Below are 12017 nucleotides of genomic sequence, written 5' to 3' on the forward strand. Positions count from 1 at the left end.
TGCGAAAACGTAAGCCATGTAACCCACAATAAGTGTAAGCAGGCTTGGTCTCACCTCAGATAATGATAAGTTTAGCCGACCTGAAAAACTTTGTTCCCGGAATTGTAACTAAATTGTGTTAGCACAGGCTAAAAACGCCATAATCAGCAATGACTTATGGCGTTTATGAGTGCTATTTATTTATATTCACAGTTTCGAAGCCACCCAGGCCTCTACACTGTTTAATGCCGCCGGCAGAGCACTGACGTCGGTGCCCCCAGCCTGCGCCATATCGGGGCGCCCACCCCCTTTGCCGCCAACTTGCTGCGCTACCTGACCGATCAACTCGCCGGCTTTCACCCGGTCGGTCAAATCTTTGGTCACGCCGGCAATCAAGCTAACCTTATCGTCGGCCGTAGTGGCAAGCACGATAATTGCAGAACCCAGCTGATTTTTCAGATCGTCAACCATGGTCCGCAGCATTTTCGCCTCAACGTTATCAAGCTGGCTGACTAACAGCTGCACGCCATTAACCATTTTTGCCTGGCTGGACAACGAAGCGCTTTCCTGTGCAGCCTGCTGATCTTTCAGCTGTTGCAGCTCTTTCTCCAGTGCACGAGTACGATCCAGTACCGCACGCACCTTGTCCGTCAGGTTGTTACTGTCGCCTTTCACCAGGTGCGCAACGTCCTGTAGCAGATCGTTTTGCTGATGAAGGGTAGCAATAGCGCCCTCGCCGGTTACGGCCTCAATACGGCGAATACCCGCTGCGGTCCCTGACTCGGTCAGAATCCGGAACAGGCCGATATCACCGGTACGGCTGGCGTGAGTACCGCCACACAGTTCGGTAGAGAAGTCGCCCATGGTCAGTACACGTACGCTGTCGTCGTACTTCTCACCAAACAGCGCCATCGCGCCCTTCTCTTTGGCATCATCCAGCGCCATCACTTCGGTTTGCACCGGCAGGTTGCGACGCACCTGCTGGTTGACCAAATCTTCCACGATGCGGATTTGTTCCGGCTTCATCGCTTCAAAATGCGAGAAGTCGAAACGCAGATATTTATCGTTAACCAGCGAGCCTTTCTGCGCCACATGGTCGCCCAGCGTCTGACGCAATGCGGCATGCAGCAGGTGGGTAGCGGAGTGGTTCAGACGAATGCGATTACGGCGGGCGGTATCGATCTGCGCATCAACGCGATCCTTCACCTTCAGCGAACCCTGGGACAATTTACCCAAATGGCCGATGGCCTGACCATATTTCTGAGTATCGCTGACCACAAAATCAGCGCCAGCGGCTTTCAGCACGCCTTTATCGCCAACCTGGCCACCGGATTCACCGTAGAAAGGCGTTTCATCCAGTACCACTACAGCCTCTTCGCCTGCGTGGATTTCATTCACCGGCTGGCCGTCGCGGAACAACGCAGTCACTGTAGCCTGCTGTTCTTCTCGGTCATATCCGCTGAACTGACTGGCGTCGTCAACGCGGATCATGCTGTTGTAGTCGGCACCGAAGCCGCTGGACTCGCGCGCACGGCGACGCTGCGCTTCCATCGCCAGCTCGAAGCCAGCTTCATCCACTTTCAAACCGCGTTCGCGGCACACATCTGCGGTCAAATCGACCGGGAAGCCGTAAGTGTCATACAGGCGAAAAGCTGCTTCGCCATCCAGGGTATCGCCCTGCAGCTTGGCCAGCTCTTCGTCCAACAACGCCAGGCCACGTTCCAACGTGCGGGCAAATTGGTCTTCTTCGGTTTTCAACACTTGCTCAACCAGCGATTGCTGACGCTTCAGTTCTTCGGCTGCCGGACCCATTACTTCTATCAACGGCGCAACCAGTTTATAGAAGAAGCTCTCTTTCGCGCCCAGCATATTGCCGTGGCGGATAGCGCGACGAATGATGCGACGCAGCACGTAGCCACGGCCTTCACTTGACGGCATTACGCCATCTGACACCAGGAAGGCGCAGGAACGAATATGGTCGGCGATAACACGCAGGGATTTGTTATCCAAATCAACCGCGCCGGTCACTTTCGCCACAGCGGTAATCAGCTTGCTGAACAGGTCGATTTCATAGTTGGAATTGACATGCTGCAACACCGCGGCAATGCGCTCAAGGCCCATACCGGTATCTACCGAAGGTTTTGGCAGTGGCAACATAGTGCCGTCGGATTGACGGTTGAACTGCATGAAAACGATGTTCCAGATCTCGATGTAACGATCGCCGTCCTCTTCAGCACTACCTGGCGGGCCACCCCAGATGTGATCGCCGTGATCATAGAAGATCTCGGTGCACGGGCCACATGGGCCGGTATCGCCCATTTGCCAGAAGTTGTCAGACGCGAAGGCCGCCCCCTTATTGTCGCCAATACGGATAATGCGTTCTGCCGGTACGCCAATCTGTTTCTGCCAGATGTCGAAGGCTTCGTCATCGGTTTCATAGACGGTCACCCACAGCCTTTCTTTCGGCAGGTTAAACCAGTTTTCACCGGTCAACAGTTCCCATGCGTAGCTGATGGCATCGTGTTTGAAATAGTCGCCGAAGCTGAAGTTGCCCAGCATTTCAAAGAACGTATGGTGACGCGCGGTATAACCGACGTTCTCCAGATCGTTATGCTTACCGCCTGCGCGCACGCAACGCTGTGATGTAGTGGCGCGGGAATAGGCACGCTTGTCCAGCCCCAGGAAAACATCTTTAAATTGGTTCATGCCGGCATTGGTAAACAACAATGTCGGATCATTGTTAGGTACCAGGGAGCTGCTTGCTACAACCTGGTGGCCTTTACTATGAAAGAAATCGAGAAACGCTTGACGGATCTCAGCGGTGCTCTTGCTCATAATTTTCCCGGAAAGGCTAGAATAACGACACGTGAGCAAGAGCGCAGCATCCTGACGATGGCATCCAGCTCACGAACAAAAAGTGGGGATAAGATAAATTTTCTTCAGAGGGAAGTAAAACCCCGTGTGCGTTCATTGCGCAAAATCACGGTAAATTGACTGAATTTCTTCCTGAAAGAAGCCCCGATAGAGCAGATAACGCTGCACTTTGGCCTTCTCTTTCCAGTCCGTTGGCAGCTCGTCGCCAAATTTACGCTGCGCCACCAGTTTGGCTTGTTCACACCAGTCGATATCACAGTCCGCCAGCGCCGTCTGAGTCAGCTCTTTCTCCACGCCCTTTTGCATCAGTTCCGAGCGAATGCGCTGCGCGCCATAGCCTTTACGGCTGCGACTGCCGATATAACTGCGGGCAAAGCGTTGATCGTCCAGCCAGTTGTGCTGGTAGCAATAGGCAATAACCTGCTCGATAACGGCAGGATCTACGGGTTCTTCAGGGGGAGGCGCAGAGGGGGTGGGGATCTTGGAACCAAATCTGGCTTTCGCCATAAATGGCTGCGCCGCAAGTTTGCGGCGCAGTTCAGCTTCACTATGATCGCGTTGCGACAGCAGGCGCATTGCGCGGCTTAGCAAATCATTCATTATTCAAGCCTGATTTAATCGACGTTGGTGCGACCTAAACGGCACACACCAACCTCAACAGCGATTAAAACTCTTCGCTGGTTTCAGCTTCGCCATCATCGAAGCTTTCATTGGTAGCAGTAACCAGTTCACCGTTGCTGTGCAGCAGCAGGTCACGCAGCTTTTTGTCCAGTTCAGCGGCAACCGCCGGGTTTTCTTTCAGGAAGTTGCAGGCATTTGCCTTACCCTGACCGATTTTATCGCCGTTGTAGCTATACCAGGCGCCAGCTTTCTCGATCATCTTGTGCTTAACGCCCAGATCGACCAGTTCACCGCGGCTGTTGATGCCTTCACCGTACAGAATTTGGAACTCAGCCTGCTTGAATGGCGCAGCGATTTTGTTTTTCACCACTTTAACGCGGGTTTCACTGCCCACCACTTCATCGCCTTCTTTAACCGCACCGATACGGCGGATATCCAGACGAACAGAAGCATAGAATTTCAGTGCGTTACCGCCGGTGGTGGTTTCCGGGTTACCGAACATAACACCAATTTTCATACGGATCTGGTTGATGAAGATCAGCAGCGTGTTGGCGTTTTTCAGGTTACCGGCCAGCTTACGCATCGCCTGGCTCATCATACGTGCCGCAAGGCCCATGTGTGAGTCACCGATTTCACCTTCAATTTCCGCTTTTGGCGTCAGCGCCGCTACGGAGTCAACGATGATCACGTCAACCGCGCCAGAACGGGTCAAGGCATCACAGATTTCCAGAGCCTGTTCACCGGTGTCCGGCTGGGAACACAGCAGGTTGTCGATATCGACGCCCAGTTTTTTGGCGTAAATCGGGTCCAGCGCGTGCTCGGCATCGATGAATGCACAGGTTTTGCCTTCGCGCTGCGCAGCAGCGATAACCTGCAGCGTCAGCGTGGTTTTACCGGAGGATTCCGGGCCATAAATTTCAACGATACGGCCCATTGGCAGGCCGCCCGCACCCAGTGCGATATCGAGTGACAGTGAGCCGGTAGAGATCGTTTCTACATCCATAGAACGGTCTTCACCCAGACGCATGATGGAGCCTTTGCCGAACTGTTTCTCAATCTGGCCCAGTGCCGCAGCTAACGCCTTTTGCTTGTTCTCATCAATAGCCATTTTTGCTCCTTCGTTTCGCAATGCCGGTGTTACCCCACACTGCCACGGAATGTATGTTGTGCAGGAAATGTCGCTAATTATACTGTATGGTCATACAGTATCAAGCCTAATTTTACAAAAATTCGTCAAGTGCGGTTTGCAGTGCGAAAATCGTCGCCTGAAGCCGCACTGCATCACGATCGCCGGCAAATTGCATCTTGTGCGCCAACACCTGCCCAGAACGTTCGGCGAAACCAAACCATACGGTACCCACCGGTTTTTCCGCACTGCCGCCGTCCGGCCCGGCAATGCCGCTGACCGACAGCGCCAGGCTGGCCTGCGCCGCGTGTAATGCCCCCTGCGCCATCTCGCGCACCACTTCCTCGCTCACGGCACCGTGGGCAGCAAGAGTCGCTTCCGCCACGCCCAGCAACTCGTGTTTCGCCGCGTTGCTGTAGGTGACGAACCCACGATCGAAATAGGCGGAGCTGCCGGCAACGTCAGTAATGGCTTTGGCGATGCCGCCGCCGGTGCAGGATTCCGCACAGGTGATCCACTGGCCCTTGGCCTTCAGTTTTTCCCCTACGGCAATGCTGAGTTCCCGCAGCTGATTTTCACTCATAACCCCTCCATAGCGAATCAGGTATATGCGCCCGATAGTAGCACTTATCAATGCCTGGCCGACGGTGCGATGACATAAATGCGCAGTTTCTCGCAGGAGAGACGGTGTTAAGCCGCGGGTCAAACTGCTAGTATCAAATGTAACGCCCGGGTTAACGAACGGCGTTTCAGGATGAGGGATCTCACAGGGCCGTCTGTGCTGCCGGCATGGCTGGCTCAGGCAAACCAGGACAAAAGATTAGGATGATAGAGTGAAAAAAACGTTAGGCGTCTTCTTTCCGTTGTATACCACCACCCTGCTGATGCTGCTGGGTTCAGGGTTGCTCACCACTTACATCTCCCTGCGTTTAACCTCAATCCATGTAACAGGTGCGCTGATCGGCGCAATTATTGCCGCCAACTACATCGGCCTGGTGATCGGCGGTAAAGTCGGTCATTTCCTGATTGCCCGCGTCGGCCATATCCGCGCTTACGTCTCCTGCGCCGGCATAATTACCGCTGCGGTGTTGGGGCACGGCCTGACGGAGTACATTCCTGTCTGGGTGGTGCTGCGCCTGATTATCGGCCTGTGCATGATGTGCCAGTTTATGGTGCTGGAGAGTTGGCTGAACGACCAGTCGGAATCCAATCAGCGCGGTATAGTTTTCGGTTTCTATATGGCGGCCACCTACCTGGGCATGTCGCTGGGCCAGGTGGTGCTTATGCTGCAGACCAATCTCGGCATCACCACATTGCTGTTGATCGCGCTGTGTTTTGCACTCTGCCTGGTACCTATCGCCCTCACCACTCGGACCAATGCGCGTCATATGTCACCGGCGCCAATGGAACTGCGCTATTTTGTCGGCGCTATTCCCAAGGTACTGGCGACCACGCTGGTGATCGGCATGGTAGTAGGCTCTTTCTATGGGCTGGCACCGGTCTACGCCAGCATGCAGGCGCTAACGACCCAACAAACCGGCCTGTTTATGGCGATCTCCATCTTTGCCGGACTGGTGGCGCAGTTCCCGCTCAGTTGGCTGTCAGACCGCTATAACCGTACGCTGTTGATGCGCATCAATGCCATTTTACTGATCGTGGCGGCATTGCCGCTGGCTCTGGTACCGCACATTGATTTTCCTGCGCTGCTGGTGGTGGGATTCATCGTCAGCATGCTGCAATTCACCCTGTACCCACTGGTCGTCGCATTGGCGAACGATATGATCGAGCCTGAGCGGCGCGTATCGCTGGCAGCCTGCTTGCTGATGGCGTTCGGCGTCGGTGCCAGTATCGGTCCACTGGCGGTGGGTGCGCTGATTCAGCCGCTTGGCGGCAACATTCTGTATGCGTTCTTCTCGCTTTGCGGCGTGCTGCTGGTGGCCTTCAGCCGTACGGTAAAAGAAGACGAATCGCAGTTTGTGCAGGATGCACCATTACCGCATATTCCCCTGCCGGACAGCTTGACCAGTTCGCCGCTTTCCCCGGCACTGAACCCAACCTTCGATGAGCAGATCATCCACGATACCATGCCGCCTCCGGAGGCCGCGCCGGATCCGGTAGATGATCACCCCAACGAAGCGCCGGCAGCGGAGGAACCCATCCCGCAGGGTGCCGATCCCGATGATGATACAGGATTGAAAAAGGCTCACTCAATGCTTTAATCGTCGGCCCCCCCCACCCCTTGAGCGGTATATCGAGGCATCACAGATCCAGGAAAGATCCCAGGCGGTAACCGCGCTCCGCAATCGCATTTTTAATGCCTGGTGCGGTTAAAACATCCACTTCCGCAAGCCGCGGGTAGCAGTATTTGCTCTCCAGGAGAGTTTTATCCAGGAATGCCGGATGGCACATCATCTCTACTGAACCGGCACCACGTTCGTCGGCCCGCTCAAGCACCTGCAAAAACAGGGCTTCGGATATGGCCTCGCCATAAAAACCCGAATCAAACCACTCGGTGCTGCGATCATAACGCAGCGGAATGTCTTGCTGCTCCACTGCCTGACGATCAATACGCAGCGGTATGGATTTGGACTGAGCGAAGGCTTCTACCAACGAATAGATCTGCGGCAGCATATGTGCGTGATGGTGGCTGTCGATATGAGTGGGCGCTTTGCCGAAAACAGCCACAAATTTGTCGTACTGCCCCACTAACTCATTGTAGATTTCGTCCAAATCCAACATCGCAGACTCGGCCCTTTCCCATAGCCACTTACCGAGTTCCCCCCGTTCGTTGACCAATGACGGCATCACAGTCAATGGGCGCCCATGAGTCAACACAAAATGCAGGCCCACCCGCAACCCGGGAAAAACCTTGCTCAATTTCGCCGCATGGTGCACATCCTCGCCATTCACCATCGCGGTAGTTGAAGAGACAACTCCGTAGTGAAACGCCTCGATAACCCCGTAGTTCTGGCCCTTGCTCAGGCCAAAGTCATCGGCATTCACTATCAGTAACTTTTCCATTTTGGTATCCATTTAACAAATTTTTGGCAAGGGAAAGCCGTCCGTCAGGTACGGCAGGTCCCCTTCGCGTATGCAAAGAAACTTATTTCATCAGGCTATGGATGCCCTGAAAGGTATTCGGAATATCGGCGTTAATGCTTATCGGGAGCGGCCCTAAATAGGGCCGCAGAACTTTTTTCGGTAATTACCCGGCGTGACTTCGGTGAGTCTTTTAAAATTTTTAATAAACAGGCTCACGTCACCGTAGCCTGAATCGAAGGCAATATCCGACACGGAATAGTTCGTCACCTCAAGCTGCGTTTTGGCGAAATTGATGCGGATTTCATTAATCACCTGCATCGGTGTTTTATGGTAGTAGCGCCGCATCGCCCGGGTCAGGTATTCCTGAGTTTTTCCCGACAGCTCAACCATATTCAGCAAAGCCTTTTCGCCAAACATCGCTTTATCATGCATGCCCGCCAGCGTGTTCTTCAGCCATTGGGGAATGTCATCGCCTTCGCCGCACTCTTCCTTGTAGTGACGGATGCGGCTGACGATATAAAAAGTCAGCGTTTCCAGGAACTCGGCAAAGTCATCTTCGCGAAACTGCGGGGAACCGACTACCGACTCGATATAGGCCAAAAATTCATTTTTCAGACTGTAAGCCTGCGAGGCGACAAAACAGCGCGGCAAAAGCTGCAGGTAGTGCTCTTCAAAGAAGACCTTGCCGACAGCCACGTTGAAAATTTTTGCGGCGCCAAACTCGTAAAAGCTTTGGTGCCGTGAGCCGATAGGGATAAAAACAAAGTCTCCCCGCTCCAGCAGCACCCGCTTGCCGTTGATCTCCTGATAGCATTTACCGCTCAGGACAATGGTGAACTCATAGTAGTCATGCTGATGCAGCCCGGTCGCGCTCTCCACCTTGTTATAGATAAACAGATGAAAGTCTTTGCAGTTAAAAAAATCCTGCTCCCGAATCAGCTTAACGTCGTTCGCATTCAGCGAAACCTGATTATCAGTCACCCAGTGCGCTCCCCTTAGTCAAAACCGTTTTGCTTGGCCGTTTCGGCAAACCAGTAGCCACTCTTTTTAATCGTGCGCCGTTGGCTTTCCCGATCCAGTCTGACTAGCCCATAGCGATTTTTATAGGCATTGAGCCAGGACCAGCAGTCGATAAAGGTCCACAAATGATAACCTTTACAGTTGGCACCCTCCGACAGCGCCTGATGCAGCCATTTCAGATGATCGCGGATAAAGTCGATTCGATAATCATCCTCCACCCGCCCAGTGGCGCCGATAAAGGCCTCTTCACCCTCTACGCCCATGCCGTTTTCTGAAATATAGCAAGGAATGTTGCCGTAGTTTTCCTTCAGATCCATCAGGATGTCATACAGCCCTTTTTCATAGATTTCCCACCCCCGATGCGGATTGATCTTGCGGCCAGGCATGTCGTAATAGCTGAACAGATCTTCCGGCATCGCCACCTCATCGGTTGCCCGGAAACCGTCTTTCGCTTTAACCCTGCGAGGCTGGTAATAATTGACGCCCAGGATATCCACAACCCCATTAGCGATCAGCTGTGCGTCCTCTGGATCAGTCTGTGGCAGCAGCCCATGGGTTTTCAGCAAATCCACCAATTCTTGCGGATAACGCCCTTTTGTTACTGGATCCAGGAAGCTCTTGTTCAGCAGCAAATCCGCATAGTTGGCCGCCACGAGGTCTTCCTGACTGGTCGACCGGGGATAGGTTGGGCTCAGGTTCAAAATAATGCCTATCGTGCCCTCGTTACCCACCGCTCTGAAGTGGCTCACCGCTTTTGCGTGCGCCAGAACGCTGTGGTAAGCCACCACGACTGCCCTTTTGAAATCGACCACGCACGGATAGTGCAGGTCGTTCAGATACCCCGCTTCAACCGGCACAATGGGCTCATTGAAAGTAAACCAGTGGGTGACTCTGTCGCCGAACAGGCTGAAGCAGATCCTGGCATAGCGCGCATAGGCTTCAACCACCGCCCTGCTTTCCCAGCCGCCTTTCTGTTGCATGCACAGCGGCATATCAAAATGGTAGATATTGATAAATGGCGTGATGCCTTGCGCTGACAGGCTATCAATCAGCGCATTATAGAAAGCAACCGCTTTGGGGTTCACTTCGCCATCGCCATCAGGTATCAGCCGGGACCAGGAGATGGACGTTCTGAAGGTGTTATGCCCGAGCGTTTTTAACAGCAGGATATCGTCCTGGAAATTGTCATAAAACGTGGACGCCTCGGAGGGACCAACCTGATGATGAAAACGTTCGGGAGCGGTTTCATGCCAGTAATCGAAGATGTTGCGGCTTTTGCCATCCCGCGCAGATGCCCCTTCAGACTGCGGCGCAGACGTGGCGCTTCCCCACCAGAAATCGTCAGCAAATTGATATTTCATCCAAACGCCCCTACAACCGGGGCAGCGGACGCTGCCCCATTCCGACAGTTAGAATTTCAGTGCCTTGGCGATATCTTCTTCGCTCTCGGTCGCCTGATCGATCTGGCTTTGCGCCTTATTGGAAATCATCACGAACGGCAGGTAAATCAAGGTCGCCACGCCCAGGTTGAAGAAGCTCAGCAACATGGCGACGATGCTGCCGTTGGTGTTGAAGAACGCCCCCAGCCCGACCGGCATGGTCCATGGCGCAATGTTGGTGATGGGCGGGATCATCCCGGTGTAATAGGCCACCGTAGTGATGATCGTCAATACCGGTTGAACCAGGATGAACGGAATAAACATCACCGGGTTCATAATCACCGGTAGGCCAAACAGGATAGGTTCATTGATCTGGAAGATACCCGACGGGGTCGCCAGCTTGGCAACCTGACGGTAGTCTTCACGGCGTGAGGCGATAAAGATGGCAATAATCAGCCCCAGCGTCGAGCCGGTCCCCCCCAGGTAGATATAGGAATCCACAAAGGGTTTCGCCCACATATGGAACTCTTTTCCCGCAGCAACCGCCGCCTCGACGGAACCGTACTTGTTGTAAAGCTCCACGTTCTCCAGCGCGAATGGCGTCATGATGCCGCTGTCCAGCGCAGCCAGCGCCATTGAGCCATGCACCCCAAAAAACCACAGCAGCGAAGAGAACATCACATACACCCACCCCACCACGCTGCCCATTTTCGCCAGCGGAGCCGAGATGCTGTCCATAATGATTTGGTGAAAATTGGTGCCCCAAAGCGTCAGGCAATAGGCCAGCACGCCCATAATCGACAGGATAATAAAGCCGGGGATTAACGCGGAGAAAGAGCGTGATACCGAAGATGGCACGCTGTCCGGCAGGCTGATCACCCAATTGCGGCGCACCACAAAGGCAAACATCTCCGCCACCACCAGGCCGATCACCATTCCGGAAATGATGTTGGCGCCCCCCAGCCAGTTCGCCCCCACGGCGTAGGCTTCACCCACACTGAACGGCGTCACGGTCATAAAGGCGGCAACAGCCAGCAACGCGGCTGCCAGCGGATCAACCTTTCTTTCCTCAGCTAAAGCCATACTGATAAAAAAAGGCGTCATCAGGGACATGATCCCGAGAGTGCCGTTATAAACGCTGCCGCCGATGCTTTTCAGACCATTCAGCGTTTCAATGGTGGATGCATCCAGCCGCACTCCCAGGGAGAAGAAGAACGATCCCTCACCGAAGCTGAGAAACACGTTGTTGATCAAAACGAACATGGCCCCGGTCAGCGTCAGCGGCATTAACCGGATAAACCCGTTTTTGATGGCATTAACATGGGGTTGCTTACCAATTTTCACGGCAAAAGGCAGAATGACCTTTTCCAATGAGGCAATTAACGTATTCACGGCAACTCCCCTTATTGGTTAGCTTTTTTTATTGTGGCAACCGCTGCCTTCAACACCCCAAGGCCATCGAGTTTGCCGTACAAAACGGAGTCGATCACTTCGACCGGCTTATGCGGCAACTGTTTTTGCACTTCGGCAAGCGTGTAGGCAATCTGTGGCCCCAGCAGGATCAAATCTGCCTCAGCGCCTTTCTCCGCGGCCAGAGCTTCGGGATAAGCGGCAATGATCACCGGCACCTCGTACTTCTCCGCTTGCGCTTTCATTTTTGAAACCAGCAGAGAGGTGGACATACCGGCAGAACAAAACAGATAGATTTTTTTCTTTTCCATACCAAGCACCTTGAGATAATCAAAAAAGCCACATGTCATTTGTATGCCAGATGCAATGACGATTGCCCTACGCACTTTCCTTGTGAAGATTCCATGAATGTTGCCCTGGTTGCGAACAGTATACGGAGCCACAGGCGGGGATAAGTAATTCACCTTGCTAAAGAACCGTCTCTCCTTGACCTGGCAGATTGACCCTCTTCACATTTCGGGCAAAAAAATTATGTGACCGGCTTAACAAATAAATGCACATGACGA

10 protein-coding genes are annotated in these 12017 nt (G+C 53.6%); 1 reads left to right on the forward strand and 9 read right to left on the reverse strand.

The window, feature by feature from the left end; all coding sequences use genetic code 11:
• Window positions 1-186: 186 nt before the first annotated feature.
• The 4 genes from alaS to pncC form a co-directional block, all read right to left on the reverse strand.
• Window positions 187-2814 (reverse strand): alanine--tRNA ligase, encoded by a 2628-nt coding sequence (gene alaS / locus QZQ97_RS13860; RefSeq protein ID WP_311993948.1) that lies wholly within the window; start codon window positions 2812-2814, stop codon window positions 187-189.
• Between the two features lie 132 nt (window positions 2815-2946).
• On the reverse strand, window positions 2947-3453 hold the full coding sequence (gene recX / locus QZQ97_RS13865) for a recombination regulator RecX (protein ID WP_311993949.1): 507 nt from the start codon (window positions 3451-3453) through the stop codon (window positions 2947-2949).
• Window positions 3454-3517: 64 nt separating this feature from the next.
• Complete coding sequence (gene recA / locus QZQ97_RS13870; RefSeq protein ID WP_004950320.1) at window positions 3518-4582, reverse strand: recombinase RecA; 1065 nt, start codon at window positions 4580-4582, stop codon at window positions 3518-3520.
• Window positions 4583-4694: 112 nt separating this feature from the next.
• The gene (pncC, locus tag QZQ97_RS13875; RefSeq protein ID WP_311993950.1) at window positions 4695-5183 is read right to left on the reverse strand and encodes a nicotinamide-nucleotide amidase; all 489 of its coding nucleotides are present in this window, start codon (window positions 5181-5183) and stop codon (window positions 4695-4697) included.
• 250 nt (window positions 5184-5433) lie between these two features.
• Between pncC and QZQ97_RS13880 the strand changes: the two genes are divergently transcribed.
• Complete coding sequence (locus tag QZQ97_RS13880; protein WP_311993951.1) at window positions 5434-6819, forward strand: MFS transporter; 1386 nt, start codon at window positions 5434-5436, stop codon at window positions 6817-6819.
• 40 nt (window positions 6820-6859) lie between these two features.
• Here the strand turns inward: QZQ97_RS13880 and chbG are convergent, their stop codons facing one another.
• The 5 genes from chbG to QZQ97_RS13905 form a co-directional block, all read right to left on the reverse strand.
• Window positions 6860-7621 (reverse strand): chitin disaccharide deacetylase, encoded by a 762-nt coding sequence (gene chbG / locus QZQ97_RS13885; protein WP_311993952.1) that lies wholly within the window; start codon window positions 7619-7621, stop codon window positions 6860-6862.
• A gap of 153 nt (window positions 7622-7774) precedes the next feature.
• A complete protein-coding gene (gene chbR / locus QZQ97_RS13890; RefSeq protein ID WP_311993953.1) occupies window positions 7775-8623 on the reverse strand; it encodes a transcriptional regulator ChbR in 849 nt (282 codons plus the stop codon).
• Window positions 8624-8637: 14 nt separating this feature from the next.
• Complete coding sequence (locus tag QZQ97_RS13895) at window positions 8638-10023, reverse strand: glycoside hydrolase family 1 protein (RefSeq protein ID WP_311993954.1); 1386 nt, start codon at window positions 10021-10023, stop codon at window positions 8638-8640.
• A 48-nt stretch (window positions 10024-10071) separates the two neighbouring features.
• A complete protein-coding gene (gene chbC, locus QZQ97_RS13900) occupies window positions 10072-11433 on the reverse strand; it encodes a PTS N,N'-diacetylchitobiose transporter subunit IIC (RefSeq protein WP_013811541.1) in 1362 nt (453 codons plus the stop codon).
• 11 nt (window positions 11434-11444) lie between these two features.
• Window positions 11445-11762, reverse strand: coding sequence for a PTS sugar transporter subunit IIB (locus QZQ97_RS13905; protein WP_311993955.1), 318 nt, complete (start codon window positions 11760-11762; stop codon window positions 11445-11447).
• Window positions 11763-12017: the final 255 nt, after the last annotated feature.

The organism is Serratia sp. root2, assembly GCF_031931805.1.
In the GTDB taxonomy this organism is placed as follows: domain Bacteria; phylum Pseudomonadota; class Gammaproteobacteria; order Enterobacterales; family Enterobacteriaceae; genus Serratia; species Serratia inhibens.

Excerpts from the sequence above, each read along its gene's own strand:
- chbG (WP_311993952.1), bottom strand. The coding sequence starts at position 7,621 with ATGGAAAAGTTACTGATAGTGAATGCCGATGACTTTGGCCTGAGCAAG.
- recA (WP_004950320.1), bottom strand. The coding sequence starts at position 4,582 with ATGGCTATTGATGAGAACAAGCAAAAGGCGTTAGCTGCGGCACTGGGC.
- alaS (WP_311993948.1), bottom strand. The coding sequence starts at position 2,814 with ATGAGCAAGAGCACCGCTGAGATCCGTCAAGCGTTTCTCGATTTCTTT.
- pncC (WP_311993950.1), bottom strand. The coding sequence starts at position 5,183 with ATGAGTGAAAATCAGCTGCGGGAACTCAGCATTGCCGTAGGGGAAAAA.
- recX (WP_311993949.1), bottom strand. The coding sequence starts at position 3,453 with ATGAATGATTTGCTAAGCCGCGCAATGCGCCTGCTGTCGCAACGCGAT.
- QZQ97_RS13905 (WP_311993955.1), bottom strand. The coding sequence starts at position 11,762 with ATGGAAAAGAAAAAAATCTATCTGTTTTGTTCTGCCGGTATGTCCACC.
- QZQ97_RS13895 (WP_311993954.1), bottom strand. The coding sequence starts at position 10,023 with ATGAAATATCAATTTGCTGACGATTTCTGGTGGGGAAGCGCCACGTCT.